Origin of the sequence: uncultured Tateyamaria sp., from assembly GCF_947494755.1 — a bacterium.
Lineage (GTDB): Bacteria > Pseudomonadota > Alphaproteobacteria > Rhodobacterales > Rhodobacteraceae > Tateyamaria.
On the sequence record NZ_CANLVZ010000028.1, the window covers coordinates 1 to 16224 of the forward strand.

A 16224-nucleotide genomic window follows, 5' to 3' on the forward strand; every position below is an offset into this window, starting at 1 on the left:
TTCTCTTCATCGTCTGTCTCCTCAGTTGGAGAACAGGCTAACTCTAAATGCCGGACTTTTCAGGGGAGCAGGTCACCCCCAACGAAGTGGTCCTCCGATAGGTGCGGCCGATCCTGCGGAAATCCGTAGAAACGAGAATCCGCCGCCTATTCGCGCCATTTACACCCCGCATGGTCCCGTACGACAATGTTCTTCGGGGAGAGCACTTGATGGAAGAAACCGACATTGAAAGTCCGAACGGGCACATGCGCAAAAGCGTCCTGGGTGCTTTGATTGCAATCGTCGCAATCGCGACGCTGGTGACTTTTTTCGGAGCCCATCGCTATTTTGGACAGCTTGAGACAACGGCTGCTTCCAACCGGATGGAACTGTACCTGCGATCCTTGAATGAAACGTTGCGGCAACATCAACACATGCCCTTCGTGTTGGCAGGAGATCCACGCTATTCCAGCGCGCTGGATCCCGGCGCAGTAGAACCGGAAACCAATGTCCGGCTTTCGCACCTTGCAAAGCAGGCAAAACTTGAAGCGATCTATTTGATGGATGCATCGGGAATGGTGCTGGCGGCATCAAACGCAGGGTCGCCGAACAGCTTTCTTGGGCAGAACTATGGGTTTAGACCATATTTCAAAGAAGCACTTGCGGGTCAGCGCAGTGACTATTTTGCGATCGGAGCAACCTCTGGACGGCCGGGATATTTCGTTGCAGAACCAGTAGCCTATACCTCTGGATCACAACAAGGCGTCATTGCCATCAAGCTTGATGTCAGTGAATTGCAGCGATCTTGGGAGAGCGGCGCTGACACAGTCGTCGCGATCAACAAAGACAACATCATTGTACTCTCCTCGAACCCGGATTGGCTTTATCGACCTATCGTTGACCTCACGCCTGACACCCGACAGACGATCCTGAAAAGTCGGCAATTCGGAAGCCAACCGCTCCGGCACCTGGATTGGACCGAAAACGGCGACGCAAAAATCGCGGTCGAAGGGACTTCGTACATTGCGGCAAGGGGACAGTCGGATTGGAGGGACTGGTCAGTGGTCTATCTGCATCCCGACGCCAAGATCACACGCCAGACCCTCGTAACGACGGTGTTATTCGGGAGCTTGATTGCGCTGTTGGTCGGCTTCGCAACGTTCCTGCGCTCGCGCCGGATAACTCTGGCATACGCCGCATCGGAACGCCGTCGCCTGGCGTTGACACAAACAAATCGTCGACTTGAGCAGGCGCAGGCTGAGCTTGCGCGGAGTGCAAAATTATCGGCACTTGGACAACTTGCGGCCTCTGTCACCCATGAGCTGGGTCAGCCCATCAGCGCCTTTCGCAACCATCTCGCAGCCGCAGAGATGGGCGGTGAAATCACCTCGCCCAGCACCGCAAAAAGCCTGAACAAGCTGGTCGAGCGGATGGAAGCAATAACAAAACAATTCAGATACTTCGCCCGCGGACGAGCAAGTGACAAAGCGCGCGTTGATTTTGCTGACATACTTGGCGAGGTGGGAAAGCTTCTAAGCGCCGATTTTGAGTCTTCGGGCGTTGCCTTGCGCATACACCCCTTGGTATCGCCCACGGACGTGCAGGCTAACAAGGTGATGCTGGAACAGGCGCTTACCAACCTGTTGACCAACGCCTTGCATGCAGTTGAAAACGAACCCAACCCCGAGGTGAACGTTGAAGTGACATCCGCGAAAAACCGAATTGAAGTCCGGATCTCCGACAACGGTCAGGGCCTCGACGGGGTTAATCTCGCGGATCTTCAGGAGCCATTTTTCAGCACCAAGCCGTCCGGTATCGGGATGGGCCTCGGTCTGGCGATCGCAACTGAGATTATCAAGGATCACGGTGGAGAACTGACCCTTGAACCGTCTTCCAAGGGTGCCGAGTTTGTTTTTTCGCTACCCGTGGTTCCGTGTGGAGAAGCAACATGAACAAGGCCCGAATACTTGTCGTGGATGACGATCGGGAGATGCGTGCATCCCTGACCCATCTTTTGGAGAGTGCTGGTTACGACGTGCTCATCGCGCATGATGGCAGTCATGGGCTTGATGTGCTCCGTTCTAGCCAGCCGGACGCGATCCTGAGTGATGTTCGAATGCCCGGTATGGACGGTCTGGAGTTTCAATTGAAGGTTCGCGATATCTGCCCGGTTCCTGTCGTCCTAATCACTGCGCACGGAGATATACCGATGGCCGTCGCGGCGTTGCAGGACGGCGCGTACAGCTTCGTCGAAAAGCCGTTTGAGCCGCGCCGGTTGCTCGGAATACTCAAAAATGCGGTTCAGATGAAGAAACTGATAGACAATACCACGATCCTCAGAGATCGCTTGGCGGAACTGACGGATCTGGAGCGGATCCTGATAGGCAACAGCCCGCAGATCGCCGCAGTCAGGGATATGGTTTTTGATTTTGCGGCGAGCAAGGCAAGTGTCTTGATCCTCGGAGAAACTGGATCAGGCAAAGAACTGGTGGCACGCGCGCTACATGATCTGGGCGAAGCGCCCTCAGCGCCCTTTGTCGCTGTAAATTGCGCTGCAATCCCCCCGGACCGCTTTGAAGAAACTGTTTTCGGGACGCGCGATAATCCTGATGGGCTGATGAATGGCGCAAAGGGCGGCACGCTGTTCCTGGACGAGTTGGGTTCGATGCCCTTTGACACGCAATCGAAACTCCTGCGCGCCATTGAGACGAAGCAATATCAGCGCATCGGTGACGCGCAGATGCAATCGGTCGACATGCGCGTCATAAGTGCTGCGACCGAAGACATTTTGTCAGACGCAGACGGTCCGAGGTTTCGCGAGGATTTGCTGTTTCGTCTGAATACCTTGGTCATCACACTTCCAAACCTGTCTGATCGTGGGGAAGATGTGTTGCTATTGTTCCGCCACTACATGGCTCGGCTCAGCCAGCTTTACGAGTTGCCGACGCCTGAACTTACCCCCGATGATATCGCGGCTTTGATGTCATATCGTTGGCCTGGCAATGTGCGTGAATTGCAAAACGTGGCCGAGCGCCGTGTGTTGGCCGAACGGCGCGGAGGGGGCTCTGTGCGCCGGGCCATCGCTCTTCAGAGTTCTCAGTCACCCGTTCCAGATACGCTTCGCGAGGCAGTGGCCGCATTCGAGCGGGAACTGATTGGACGCGCTATCAGAGAGGAAAAGGGACGTATGAACGATGTTGCAGCTTTGCTGGGCATAGGCCGGCGGACGCTGAACGAGAAAATCGTGAAACTGGGCCTTGATAAAGACGCCCTGTTAAGCGGTTGAACGCGGCCTGCGGAAAACCGCAGATCAAATTTCTGCATATCGGCGATTTGCTTCATACCGCGTAATACGGGCGTTCTCCATGAAGGGACCAGTTCGACTTTCGAACCAGAATCCCAGGGAGGAAATCCGATGAAAATGTTGAAAGCGTTCGTCCTGAGCGCAGGTCTTATGACAGCCACCGGTGCTTATGCAGAAAGTGCCGACTACGTATTGAACACGGCGTCTACGGGCGGCACGTACCACCCCGTCGGGACAGCGATCTCTACCTTGTCGAAAATCAAGCTGTTGCCGAAGGAGAACTTTTCGCTAACGGCAGTTAACTCGGCTGGTTCGGCCGCAAACGTTCAGGCACTGTCCGCCGGCACGGCAGATTTCGCGATCTTGCAGGGCCTTTATGGTTCTTACGCTGTGACAGGCACCGGCCCGATCAGCGAACCACAAGCAAACCTGCGCTCGGTCACGATGCTCTGGCAAAACGTGGAACAGTTCGTCGTGCCCGTGGAAAAAGCATCCACCGGCACAGTCTCTGACCTCAAGGCACTGACGGGCATGCCCGTCGGCATGGGCAAAGAGAACTCCGGCACGATGGGATCGAACAAAGTGCTGTTGTCCGGTCTGGGCCTTGAACTGGAAGACTTCACCCTTGTATCGGCGGGATACGGCCCGACAGCCGACGCGCTCGCAAACGGCCAAGCAGTTGCCGCGGGCATCCCCTCTGGCCCGCCTACTGGTGCGATCACCAAGCTTATGGCCTCGAATGAAGGCAAATTCACTATCCTAGATGTGACGGATGAAGAAGCCGCCGCCATGGACGGCGGTCGTAGCCTTTGGGTACCCTACACGATTGCTGCAGGTACTTATCCAGGTCAGGAAAAGGATGTGAATACGATAGCACAGCCCAATTTCCTGGCGGTGAATGCAAGCGTGGACGAAGAGCATGTCTACTTGTTGACCAAAACCATGTTCGAAAACTTGCCATTCCTGCAGTCGATCCACCCCGCCACCAAGGCAATGGCTTTGGAAAAGGCAATGGCTGGCCTGCCGGCGCCACTGCACCCCGGTGCCGCGCGGTATTACAGTGAGATGGGTCTAGATATCCCGGAACACCTGATCGCGCAGTAAGTCACACGCACGGATAAGGGCCGCCAAGAAATTGGCGGCCCTGTTCATTCAGCGTCCGGGAGGGGACTTTGAAATGGCCAAAACACCAGAGCATGTGCGTTCACCACGTGACACCCTGTTGGACATGCCGCAAGGCCGGTGGGGACCGCGCCAGCTTATCCTGATCTTCGCGCTTGTTTTTGCGATCTGGCATATCCTGACAAATGTCTACCTGACCGAACCAGGCCTATGGCAAAATGCGATCCACTTTGCGGGATTTGCATTCATCGCATCTGTCACACTCAGCCCTTGGGGCAAACGCTCCGACGAAACCTGGGCCTGGGTTGTCGACACGCTGTATGGCGTTGTGGTGGCTGCCGCCGCACTTTGGGTGGCATACGCAGAATCCGACCTCTATGATCGGTCGCTCGCTGTAACGGGCCAGGGATGGCAATTCACGCCTGTCGACTGGATTGCCGGCCTGTTGCTGATCTTTGCCTGTATCGATCTGTCACGCCGGGTCGCAGGTTGGGTCATCCCAATTCTGATCGTTCTGGCCCTCAGCTATATTCTTTTTTTGGGCACGATGCTGCCCGGCGTCTTTCGTGCCGCCAGCCTGCCGTTGGACGATGTGCTGTTCCGCACGCTCTACAATGATGAAGGCATGTTTGGCATCCTCGCGCAGATATCTGTGGCGAACATTACGCTGTTCATGATCTTCGGTGGTTTCCTGGTTGTCTCGGGTGCAAGCAACTTCGTTATCGAGCTATCCAAGATTGTCGCGGGTCGGATCAAGGGTGGGGCCGCATTCGTTGCTGTGATTTCCTCTGCGTTAACCGGCACAATCTCGGGGTCCGCGATCGCCAACACAGCCTCGACCGGCGTCATCACCATCCCATTGATGAAGGCCAATGGCTTTCGGCCCAAATTTGCGGCCGGAGTTGAGGCCGCAGCCTCTACCGGCGGACAGCTGATGCCGCCAATCATGGGGGCGGGCGCCTTTGTCATGGCCAGCTATACCTCGATTCCCTACGGAACGATTGTGGCAGTGTCGGTCGTACCAGCCATCCTCTACTTTCTCTCCGTCGCTTTCATCGTGCGCATCGAAGCCGTCAAATACGATGCGGGTGCAGAGATAGACCTGACTGTTGACCGAGGCAGGCTGATGTCCGGGGCGCTGGTTTTTGTGATCCCGCTGGCTGTGATGATCTGGTTGCTATTGGCTGGCGTGACACCGGCATACGCGGCGTGTTGGGCAATTGCAGCCGTGATCGTGACATCCTGGTTCACCAGCATTCTGGCGCGGCTCACCACCAAAGGGTCATTCAAACCTGTTGATATGGGCATTACAAAGATTTCGGAGGCCCTCACCGGCGGCATCCGGTCTGCAGTCATGACCGCAATCCTGTTGACTGCTATCGGGATCATGAACAACGCGATTGTGACCAGTGGCGTTGGCAACGGATTTTCGCTGATGATTGCACAATGGTCGCAAGGGTCGATGGCGCTCGCCATTGTTTTGATCGCTCTGGCCTCGCTGGTGTTGGGGATGGGGCTGCCGGTGACGGCTGCCTATATCATTCTGGCCATTCTTACCGCACCGGCGCTGGCGGGAATCATGGCCGACAGTCTTATTGTCGAGCAACTGGTCAACGGCATTGAAGACCCGGCAAAGGCGGGCTTGTTCTTCCTTGTGGAGCATCCCTTGGCGGCGCAGGTTTCGGAAGGCATGACCAAGGCCGAAGCCTGGGAGCTGATGTCAGCGGTCCCCTTTGAGATCGCGGTTACCATTCGTCCAGTTTTGATTGACCCGGCATTGCAATTGACGTTCCTGTTGACTGCACATCTGATCATATTTTGGCTTAGCCAGGATTCCAATGTGACGCCGCCAGTTTGTCTGGCCGCATTTGCGGCTGCTGGTATCGCGGGGTCCCGCCCCATGGCGACTGGCTTTGAAAGCTGGAAAATTGCCAAGGGGCTTTACGTGGTACCGCTGTTGTTTGCGTACACCCCGCTGATTTCGGGTGATATGGCGCAAGTCCTGCAGATCGGGTTCTTCTCGCTTTTTGGCATCTACGCGACCTACGCGTTGATCCAGTGGTACGCTGAAGGCCCAATTGGTTGGTTCGGCGCGCTTCTCTTCGTTGCAGGTGGCGTCGGTGCATATTGGCCGCTTGCTTGGGGTCCCAACATCGTCGGAGCTCTTGCGGTTACCACGGCGATTGTTCTGTCGACCAGGGCAAGGAGGGATAAAACCGCGGAGGTGAATAGCGCATGACAAAAGCAACGACCGAAAGGCCGATAAGCGCCATAGATCGCAGCGGACACGGGCGAAAGCTGTGCAATTTCTGCATCCTGCGAAATTAAGTGACGCGGCGACTATTCCCGCCTCATTGCGCAATATTGGACGCATTGCAATCCGGGTCCATGCTGATGTCAGGTCGCGTTCAAGGTTTGAAAAGAAGTGACGGATGCAGATTTTGTCTGTGCGGTGCTGGATGAACTCGGGCGACTGCGCGAATTGCTAAAGAGACGAAACCGCGGGCTCGGGATGATACGGTCGGGTCCAACGAAGGGCCTGTCGAACGCTATTGAAAGCCGCGCCGTTTCTTAGCCGGTTCCACTGCACCGCCAGACAGCTGATGCTGCAGTTACGATCATGTTCTGTGTCAGCAATAGCACGCAAGTGCACAAGACGGGTTGATCTCGCTCCTTGCTTGTAAGGCCAAGGCGCAGCAAAACCGCTCTGTCGGTTTTGCTGAGATCGATGATCGCGAACGACCGGTTCGGTGACGTGCACTGAGATGTGACAGAAAGCGTGTTGCACCCGGAAAAAGGTGCTGCGGTCGCGAAGATTTCATATGCAGGGTCGGAGAAGCTCCGCTGACTGTGAGTTCGACCACCACTGAATTTTGCGATCGCAGCGAAAGTCAATTTCGCCGAATGGCACACCGCGCCGCAGCTTGACCCGATGAATGTCGGCTTCGGGCTATTCGCGCCAGTGAACGGAAACATGCAAATTCAAGGTGCTGCGTTGCCTCCAACGGCAACAGCGAGTTCAAATTGTCTGACGACAGAAACGCTTATTCAACCAGAAATGCTGCCACACGCGTCTCCGAAAAAACCTGCTGAGCGGAGACGGTCATACATGATGCGATGCGGTAGGGACGCTCATGCAGCCATGGGTCGTCGTTGCCGTGCAGCGTTGTATGACTGAATTAACCGAGGCTTCGCGCCATAAACTATGTTAACTTTTGGTATGTCAGAAGAATATCAAAGCTGCCTCGTCAGCCGTCTCTCCCGTTTCGTTTCCCTCACCGACCATGAATGCGCATTCATCGCCGAGATGGAAAAAGACGAGCATCCACGCAAGAAAGGTCGACCTGTCGTCAGTGTTGGCGAACGCACCGGGGGCATCATGGTCCTCAAGACCGGGTGGGCCGTGGTCAAGGCGGACAGCTCGGATGGGCGCAGTCAGATCCTGCGTGTCTATCTGCCGGGCGAGGTCATGGGCTTGGCCGAGATCGGGGCCTCTCACGCCAACCATCGCATCATGATGCAGACCGATGGCGTCATCTGCCCTTTTCCGCGCGGCGGGCTGGCCCCACTTTATGTCGATTACCCGCGCCTCGGGGCTTTGCTGACAGCCGTTGGCAGCCTCGATCAGATCGCGCTGCGACATCACGCCAGTAGCCTGAGTGCGATGGACGCGGCTGGCAAACTCAAATTCTGGCTGCTGCAACTCCGGTCGCGTCTCGAGGTGGCCAATATCGGCCTTGGCAACAGGTTTCAGGTGCCCTTTAGTCAAGTGGAGATGGGGCAGGCCGTCGGACTGACATCGATCTATGTCAACAAATTGCTGCGCCGCTTTGTCGAAAGCGGCGATATCGAAATCGAGCGCCCCTATGTACGCTTGCTCAAGCGGGATGAGTGGGAAAAGGACTGCGAATTCGTCAACGCATTCGTCGACATGGACACATCATGGTTCCCTCCCGCAATCGGAGCGGAAACCACGGGTGCGCCTGATCTGGCCAGATCGGACTGAGAGTTAGGCCACCGCGTCCTTGTTGATGCCGCCCCTGGCGAGCGCGGTCATGGTGCGGTCGCCATCATAGGACGCATCAAGGCACGTTTTCAGCGCTGCCATGTCACTGTCCAGTTCCAGACGATCGGCGAAGGCTGCAAGACATCCATACCCGGCGATCGCATAATGCGTAAGCCGCTGGTACTGCGTGATGATCATCGCGTCTTTGGCGGCCTCTTCGCCAAAGCTCTCGTCGATTGCGTGCGTACGTGCCTCGGTGACAAGCCCTTCCATCCCCTTGCAGTGTTCACCGCTCGGGCTTTCATCGTGGCCCTCCGAAATCTTCTCGAGCGCGGTGATGCCGCTCTGAATGCCGTCGGCACCTGCCCGGAGAGCGTCGCAAAGGTCTGTGTCACTTGCCGCTTTTGCCATCTCTCTGGTGACGTCAAGGGCCTGTATATTGGCGCTGTAAATGTCCTTGAGTTGCTCGAGATAAAGGTCTTCCAGCGTGTCGATACTCATGTTCGATCCTTTCGAGGTGAGCTTTGAGGCTAGCTGGAATTGGTCATCACAATAGTAACGATCTGCCCAGACCGACGCCCAATTTGGCAAAAGCTAAACCAGATTAGCGTCTGTGACGCCCGGGGAACTTAACAGGCACTTAAGCTGTTTAGCACGGGAGTGACTTGGGTCATGCCCCACAGCAGGAGCACAAAATGCACAACGTTTTCTATCTTATCGGACTGATTGTCGTCGTCCTGGCCGTCATCAGTTTCTTGTTCTGAACCTGAAAAGGAGAAAAAAATGTCGACCTCATCAAGTACACCCGAACTGACACCAGACCAGCCCGTTGCAGCGCAAGCCAAACAAAAGGCAAACGAAGTGGCTGCTCAGGCAAAGACTGCCGCGCGCGGCGTCGCTCAAGACGCTGCCGCCGCAGCGAAGGCCCAGGCGGAAACCGCAAAGTCGTCGGTCGCTGAAGAGGTGTCCGGCGTCGCATCAGCTTTGCGCACAGCCGCCGATGAGATGCGCAGCGGTTCCCCGCAAGAACGGACCTTCGGGCAGATTGCCGAAGGCCTGGCAGATGCGTCAGATGCCATGCGTCATAAGGATCTGAGTGAAATGGTCCACGACGTCAGCGCATTCGCCCGGAAGAACCCTCTGGTCTTTCTTGGGGGTGCTGCACTGATCGGCTTTGCCGCGACGCGCTTTGCCAAGGCGTCCGGCACACAAGCCACGCAGACCACACTTCATACCCCCGGAACCATGCGTCACGGAGATTTTTCATGAGCGAGCCCAATACCAACAAAAGCGCGGGCAATCTGCTGACAGATGCCATGAGCAATGTCAGTAGCCTTGTGCGCAATGAGGTCGATCTCGCCCGCGCCGAAATCAGCGAGAATGTGACCAAGGCGGGCGTGGCGGTCGGGTTGATCGCAGGCGCTGCGATCATCGCCCTCGTTGCCCTGAACGTTTTGGCCGCAGCCTTGGTCGGCGCGCTAACCGAAGCGGGTCTGGATGCCACGTGGTCGGCGCTGATCGTCGGCGCCGGTCTCGGCCTCATCGCCTTTGTCCTGATCGGCAAGGGCGTTAATGACCTCAAACTCTCAAGCCTCGCACCCACGCGGACCGTTAAGAACGTCCAGCGCGATGCCGCAGCCGTAAAGGAAGCATACGATGACAAATGAGACCCGAAGCCCGAAAGAAATTGAACGCGACATCGAACAGCAGCGGGCCGAGCTGACGACCAACATTGAAAACCTGCAGGACAAGTTCTCGATTGATACGGTTGTCCGCCAGATCGGTGATCAATTTCGTGAACATGGTGGTGACATGGGGCGCTCCATCTCCAACCAAGTGAAAGCGAACCCGATCCCGCTCGCGCTGACGGGTATTGGCCTGGCATGGCTGATGTTTGGAAACGCGCAACAACCGCAAACGCGTCAGCCGGTGTCGCGCGATTTCGACGATGATCGGTATGGCTCGACCGAACGCGCGTTCCGCCAGGATCGCGAAATGCGTGATCTGCCCTACACGCCCCCGGCGGCGGCACACGCGGCCAATCGATCCGCGACGCAGCCGTCTTGGGCACTCGAGCACGACGACGACGAAGGGCCCTCGATTGGCGATCGTCTGTCAGAAGGTGTTGACAGCGCGAAAGCCGCCGCGGCGGATGGCGCGCAATCGGTGAAGGACGGTCTGATAACCGCAAGCTCTGCTGCAGGTAGTGCTGCATCCAAAGCCAAATCGACGGTCGGGTCAGCGGCGCAGTCTGCCAAGCAAAGCCTCAGCGCGGCAGGGAACCGCATCGCCGAAGGTACCGAGAGTTTGAGCGAAGAAGGGCGCAAGCGCGTGATCGCGGCGCGTCAGAAAGCGGTCGAGATGCGCCGCTCTGCTTCGCGCTCGATGAGCCAGGGCTCGGATGCGGCAGCTGATTTCTATGAACAGCAACCTTTGGTCGTGGGTGCCCTTGCTCTTGCCGTTGGCGCTGCTTTGGGCGGAGCCTTGCCGCGCACCAAGACCGAAGACGATTTGATGGGTCGTCAGAGCGACGACCTGTTCGATCAGGCCGAGCGCATTTTCCAAGAGGAAAAAGCAAAGGCGCTCTCCGTGGCCGAGACTGTCAAGGAAGAGGTCAAGGATATTGCTGCCGAAACCAAGGCGGACCTCGACCGTGGCGCACCGGGCGACAAATCTGCAATCGAAGCAATCGGTGACAAAGCCAAGAGCGCAGCGGAGCGGGTGGTCGATACGGCAGCGTCCGATGCGCAGGACCGAAATCTTGGCAAGCCCAAAACTTAAACTGATTGGGAAAGGACTGTCTTAGTCCTTTCCCAAGTTTCACGCACTCCCATCGCCGAGGTTTTGACATGGCACGCGGACGCTCCGCCGAGACACCGACCCAAATTCCGCCCCTTGGCTGGAAAGATATCGCTTTTCGGTTGAAGGACGAGATCGCGGCCGACCGGGTCGGCCTGATCGCAGCAGGAGTTGCGTTCTATGGATTGCTGGCGTTGTTTCCCGCCATTACGGCCTTGATCGCGATCAGCGGCTTGCTCATCGAGCCTAATCAAATCGTAGATCAATTGGAAAGCTTGTCCGGTCTGATGCCCGACGAGGTCATCGCCATTGTGACCACACAAGCCACCGAGGTGGCGGGGTCGCGGGAAGGTGGTCTCGGTCTTGCGGCAATCGCAGGCGTTCTGATCGCGATTTATTCGGCATCCAAGGGCATGGCAAGCCTGATGGAGGGGATCAATGTCGCCTATGATGAGCAGGAAGATCGCGGATTTATCCGGCTGAAACTGGTGACACTGACCCTGACACTTTTCCTGATTTTCGGTTTGCTGGTCGCGTTTTTGGCCACGCTTGGACTGCCCGCCGCGCTGACTTTCCTTGAATTCGGTCCAGTGTTCGAGGTGCTGATGACTGCCGCTTTGTGGATCGGCTTATTCTGTCTGACCGTCTTTGGGCTGTCCGTTCTCTACCGCTTTGCTCCATCGCGCGACGAGCCGGAATGGAAGTGGGCCTCGCCGGGGGCTGTCATGGCTTGTCTCGTCTGGATCATCGCCTCGGCGGGGTTCGCATTCTACGTAGGCAATTTCGGATCCTACAACGAAAGTTTCGGTACACTGGCTGGCGTAGTCGTCCTGCTGATGTGGTTCTGGATTTCTGCATTCATCATACTGCTCGGGGCCGAACTCAATGCTGAGATGGAGGCGCAGACGCGTGCGGATACCACGAAGGGCCGTGATAAGCCGATGGGATCGCGCGAGGCGGTCAAGGCCGATACGTTGGGCGAGGCTGCGAACTCATAATGTCGAACGTCGCCCGATGCTGAATTGGATTTTCTGGAGTGTCGCACTTGCGGCCATCGTCACGACGCTGTTGCCGCTGACCAACAGCGTGATGTGGTGGATACGGATGTGGGATTTCCCCCGCGTTCATATCGCCAGTGTTGCGCTGTTCACACTTGTGGCTTGTCTGCCGTTTTCCATCTCATTCAAACCTCTGCTGGCAGCAGTATTGGCGAGCGTGATCGCCTATCAGAGTATACAGATTTTTCCCTATACCCCGCTCGCGCAGCCTGAAATCGAGATCACATCTGTGCCGCCATCTTCCGAAGAGATAAAGGTACTGTCGGTCAACGTATTGATGGAGAACAGCCGGCACGATGACCTTATCGCAATTCTCGAGCGAGAAGATCCGGATGTCCTGCTCCTGATGGAGACTGACGAAAGGTGGAACGTGGCACTGTCAGAGGTGCTTGGCCGCTATCCGACCATCAAGTCCCATATCGCGGATGACTATTACGGACTGATCTTTGCCACGCGGCTGGAAACATCACGCGTCGAATTGCTGTGGCCTGTTGCCGATGACACGCCTGCAGTCAGAGCGGTACTGACCGGGCCAAGCGGCGCTACATTCAATTTCATCGGCCTGCATCCCCGCCCGCCCGTTCCGGGCAATACCACGGCTGTGCGCGATCAGCAGATCAAGGATGCGGCCTTGATGACCCAATCGTCTGAGCGACCGACCATCGTGATGGGAGATTTCAACGACGTGGCGTGGTCTTGGACTACAAGGCGCTTCAAACGCTACGGCGATCTCCTTGAACCTCGCGTTGGACGGGGCATGATCTCAAGTTTCCATGCAGATAACCCATTGATGCGATTTCCGATTGATCAGATGTTCATGACAGAACAGATTGGTCTCGTGTCTTTCCGCCGGCTCGAGAGCTTTGGCTCTGATCACTTCCCGATGGCGGCCACGGTGTTCATTCCGCGCGAAGAAGAACGAGCCGACCATGAACAATAGCTCGGACAAGTTCGTGCATACGGCAGCCCCTTATCCAAGGCGATTTGAAGTCGCGGTGGTCGGTATCTTTTGCCTGCTTCTCTTGCAGGCTGCGGTTTGGGCAAGTGATTTTCTGATCCCGATTACCGCCGCCTGTCTTGGCTATTTTGTACTCAGCAAGCCGCGTCGGCTACTGTCGAAGGTCGGGGTGCCGCCATTTGCATCCGCCGCTTTGTTTACCGCTATCCTCACGGCCCTTATCATCGTGCTGCTTGCGCAGCTAAGCGCACCTGCGGCCCGATTTATTGAAGACCTGCCGTCGCTGATGGAGGAGATCAAACAGAAGCTTTCGGCTGCCGGTGGCACACTGGAGGCCATCAATGATGCGACCGTGGCCGCCGAAGAAATTATGGAGGACCAAAGCGCCGAAACAGTGGAGGTGGAGGTCGTCTCGGACATCGGGATTGCTGCGACTTTGTTCAGTATGGCTCCGGGGTTTCTGAGCCGTATACTCTTTGCCATTGTCCTGCTGTTCTTCCTGATCGCATCGGGAGACATGTTTCTGACCAAGACACTGCAAAGCTTTAAGCGGTTCGAAGACAAGCGGCGCGCGGTCGAAATGGTTCATTCCATCGAGGATCGCTTGGGCCATTATCTTGGCGGGATCACGATCATTAACGCAGGTCTGGGTGTGGCTGTGGCCGTTGCAATGCATCTTTGGGGCCTGCCGAGTGCGCTCATTTTCGGCTTTATGGCCTTTGGATTGAACTTCGTGCCGTTTCTCGGTGGACTGATGGGCGCCACCATCGCGGCAGCCGTCGCCTTCGTGAGCCTTGACAGCACTTGGGTCGCGGCAGGGGTATTTGCCACCTACATCGTGCTGACCTCTATCGAGGGGCAATTTATCACGCCACTTCTGATCTCGCGCAGGATGCGGTTGAACACCCCGGTCGTGTTCCTTTTCGTGGCCTTTTTTGCTTGGATCTGGTCCGTCATCGGTATGATCGTCGCCTTGCCGATCCTGATCGTGCTCAAAATCGTTTGCGATGAGACCAAGTCGCTGCAAACATTGGCGCGCTTCTTGGGGAACGTCGATGAGGATGCCCCGGCGGATCGTGCCAAGCGTTAGTTGACTGGCGACCTGAGCCGCCAGCCGACCTTCATGTGAGGTCTAACGGCGGATCAGTCGTACAACGAAGATCAGCAGACATGCGCCCGCCGCCGCAACGATCAGTTGACCAATCCATCCGCCAAGGGTCGTGCCGATGATCGCGATCAGCAACCAGTTCAGAACCAGCGCACCGAGAATACCGAGCAAGATATTCATCAGCAGGTTCTGATCCGTTTTCATAATCTTTTCCGCGATCCAGCCTGCGAGCGCGCCAATGATCAGCGAGCCGATCCATCCAATTCCAGTCATTGTGTAGTCCTTCTTGAGTTGTTGTAAGGGGTGAATTGCGGGCGACCGGGCCATTCTCCGATGTTTTGGGCCTGAAGTCGGGCAATGAAAAACTGCCGCGTGGGGGGACGCCAGCGGCAGTGAACTCGTTACCAACGTCTGATGGATGCAGATCGTTCCCTGCATCCATCAGAAACTCAATCGAGACCGAGTTGCTCGGCCAGGCGCAGGCCCGGATCCAGCACACGCACTTCGTTCTCGTTGTACTCAGGCATGTTTTCGAGCTGTGTCTGCGTGAACTCGGGCAGGATCAGCTCGTCCTCCCGCAGGATCAGCTTTTCGACGGGTACGGCGATTTCGTTTTCGCCCATGCCAAGGAAGCCACCAACACCAACAATGGCGACAAGGGTCTGGCCCCGCATGCCGACGAAATCGACTTCGCCCACGTCTTCACCTGTTTCGGTGGCCACGCTGCGACCGATCAGGTCTTCGGCTTTGCGGTCAAAAATCGGCAGGACTTTGACCGTGTCCCGATAGCGTGCCCGGTCTTCATCGGCCATGTTGCCAGCTTCATCCGCGTTAAAGTCTTCCATCACAACGCGGGCTTGCATCTGCTCAATCTCGACATTCGCCTCGCCCCCGTCGACGACATTAACCTCAGCCTCTTCACTGGTGACAGACACATTCGCACTGTCACCCTGTTCGACGTTTACCTGTGCCTCTTCCTGCGTGACGTCGACCTGCGCGTCTTGGGATTCAGAGATATTGACCTGCGCTTCGCCTTGCTGGAATTCGACGCGTGGCTGGGCTTCCTGGATCGTGATCTTCGGTTCAGGACGAATGAAGCGCACGACCGGTTCCGGCTGATCAAGGTCAACGATCGGCTCACCTGTTTCCACGTCCACTTCCGGTTTGGGAACCATGACGGTGACGACAGGCTCAGGGATCACCACAGTGATCTGCGGTTGGGCCTGTTCGACGGTGATAATGGGGGCCTGCTGACGCACTCGCACGGTCGGCTCTGGCACCACAACGGTGATTTCGGGCTGTGGCTGCTCAACGGTGACGACCGGCTGGCCTTGAGTCACTTCGACGTTCGGATCGGGCACGGTCACGTTAACGGTCGCATCTTCCTGCTCCACGACGACTTGTCCGCCTTGCGTATCGACGGTCGTCTGATCGGTGGTCGACTGCGCGAGCGCACCGGTGGCAGCAAACGCGCCGATAGCGACGGTGCCGAGGAGAGTTCTTAGTGTTGGGGTCATGTCGTCTTCCTTCTCAAAGCCAAGCCCAAGCACCGCCCCGAAGGCGTGCGCTCGAGATGTGTCATCTCGGCCAAAAGTTGATTTGCAGAGCAATCGAAAGGCACCGTTGCGGCGTGTGCCTGTCTCATCCTCTAAATGCCTGAACGGGCAGAGCTGCCGGTTCTTGAAGCTGCATCTAAGCTAGCAGGGCACAGGGATATGGGTTGTGTTCAGACACTAATCCCTGACAAGTTTTTCGTTATTTTCCGGGGTTCGGATCATTGGGCTCAGGCCACATAGCCAATGGGTGACGAGTGCCGCGAGAGCGATTGCGGACAACAAGACCTTCGGGCGTTGATCGCAGCGGGTTGCCACGCGCCGCCAGTCCTTCGAC

At 56.7% G+C, this 16224-nt stretch carries 14 protein-coding genes and 1 pseudogene; 11 read left to right on the plus strand and 4 right to left on the minus strand.

Going from position 1 to position 16224, the window contains the following annotated elements; all coding sequences use genetic code 11:
* Positions 1-209 precede the first annotated feature (209 nt).
* The 5 genes from Q0908_RS19770 (at position 210) to Q0908_RS19790 (ending at position 8411) form a co-directional block, all read left to right on the plus strand.
* Positions 210-1931 (plus strand): ATP-binding protein, encoded by a 1722-nt coding sequence (locus Q0908_RS19770; protein ID WP_299288855.1) that lies wholly within the window; start codon positions 210-212, stop codon positions 1929-1931.
* On the plus strand, positions 1928-3265 hold the full coding sequence (locus Q0908_RS19775; protein WP_299288858.1) for a sigma-54 dependent transcriptional regulator: 1338 nt from the start codon (positions 1928-1930) through the stop codon (positions 3263-3265). The genes Q0908_RS19770 and Q0908_RS19775 overlap by 4 nt, the downstream gene beginning before the upstream one ends.
* A gap of 129 nt (positions 3266-3394) precedes the next feature.
* Positions 3395-4387 carry a TAXI family TRAP transporter solute-binding subunit gene (locus Q0908_RS19780; RefSeq protein WP_299288862.1) on the plus strand — a complete coding sequence of 331 codons (993 nt, stop codon included), beginning with the start codon at positions 3395-3397 and terminating at the stop codon, positions 4385-4387.
* Positions 4388-4511: 124 nt separating this feature from the next.
* The gene (locus tag Q0908_RS19785; RefSeq protein WP_299288900.1) at positions 4512-6644 is read left to right on the plus strand and encodes a TRAP transporter fused permease subunit; all 2133 of its coding nucleotides are present in this window, start codon (positions 4512-4514) and stop codon (positions 6642-6644) included.
* A gap of 1068 nt (positions 6645-7712) precedes the next feature.
* Positions 7713-8411 (plus strand): Crp/Fnr family transcriptional regulator, encoded by a 699-nt coding sequence (locus Q0908_RS19790; protein ID WP_366869460.1) that lies wholly within the window; start codon positions 7713-7715, stop codon positions 8409-8411.
* Positions 8412-8414: 3 nt separating this feature from the next.
* Here Q0908_RS19790 and Q0908_RS19795 read toward each other — a convergent pair whose 3' ends face one another.
* Complete coding sequence (locus Q0908_RS19795; RefSeq protein ID WP_299288868.1) at positions 8415-8912, minus strand: DUF892 family protein; 498 nt, start codon at positions 8910-8912, stop codon at positions 8415-8417.
* Positions 8913-9194: 282 nt separating this feature from the next.
* Between Q0908_RS19795 and Q0908_RS19800 the strand changes: the two genes are divergently transcribed.
* The 6 genes from Q0908_RS19800 (at position 9195) to Q0908_RS19825 (ending at position 14316) form a co-directional block, all read left to right on the plus strand.
* Positions 9195-9680 carry a hypothetical protein gene (locus Q0908_RS19800; RefSeq protein ID WP_299288871.1) on the plus strand — a complete coding sequence of 162 codons (486 nt, stop codon included), beginning with the start codon at positions 9195-9197 and terminating at the stop codon, positions 9678-9680.
* Positions 9677-10078: a phage holin family protein gene (locus tag Q0908_RS19805; RefSeq protein ID WP_299288874.1), complete on the plus strand. Its 402-nt coding sequence runs from the start codon at positions 9677-9679 to the stop codon at positions 10076-10078. The genes Q0908_RS19800 and Q0908_RS19805 overlap by 4 nt, the downstream gene beginning before the upstream one ends.
* Complete coding sequence (locus Q0908_RS19810) at positions 10068-11192, plus strand: DUF3618 domain-containing protein (RefSeq protein ID WP_299288881.1); 1125 nt, start codon at positions 10068-10070, stop codon at positions 11190-11192. The genes Q0908_RS19805 and Q0908_RS19810 overlap by 11 nt, the downstream gene beginning before the upstream one ends.
* 68 nt (positions 11193-11260) lie before the next feature.
* Complete coding sequence (locus tag Q0908_RS19815) at positions 11261-12208, plus strand: YihY/virulence factor BrkB family protein (RefSeq protein WP_299288884.1); 948 nt, start codon at positions 11261-11263, stop codon at positions 12206-12208.
* Between the two features lie 16 nt (positions 12209-12224).
* Complete coding sequence (locus tag Q0908_RS19820) at positions 12225-13208, plus strand: endonuclease/exonuclease/phosphatase family protein (protein WP_299288888.1); 984 nt, start codon at positions 12225-12227, stop codon at positions 13206-13208.
* The gene (locus Q0908_RS19825) at positions 13198-14316 is read left to right on the plus strand and encodes an AI-2E family transporter (protein WP_299288891.1); all 1119 of its coding nucleotides are present in this window, start codon (positions 13198-13200) and stop codon (positions 14314-14316) included. Before Q0908_RS19820 ends, Q0908_RS19825 begins: the two co-directional genes overlap by 11 nt.
* Positions 14317-14358: 42 nt before the next feature.
* Here the strand turns inward: Q0908_RS19825 and Q0908_RS19830 are convergent, their stop codons facing one another.
* The 3 genes and pseudogenes from Q0908_RS19830 to Q0908_RS19840 form a co-directional block, all read right to left on the minus strand.
* Positions 14359-14607: a GlsB/YeaQ/YmgE family stress response membrane protein gene (locus Q0908_RS19830; protein WP_299288894.1), complete on the minus strand. Its 249-nt coding sequence runs from the start codon at positions 14605-14607 to the stop codon at positions 14359-14361.
* 176 nt (positions 14608-14783) lie between these two features.
* Positions 14784-15851, minus strand: coding sequence for a PRC-barrel domain-containing protein (locus Q0908_RS19835; RefSeq protein ID WP_299288897.1), 1068 nt, complete (start codon positions 15849-15851; stop codon positions 14784-14786).
* Positions 15852-16127: 276 nt separating this feature from the next.
* Positions 16128-16224: pseudogene (locus Q0908_RS19840) on the minus strand (IS5/IS1182 family transposase); the annotation flags it as partial.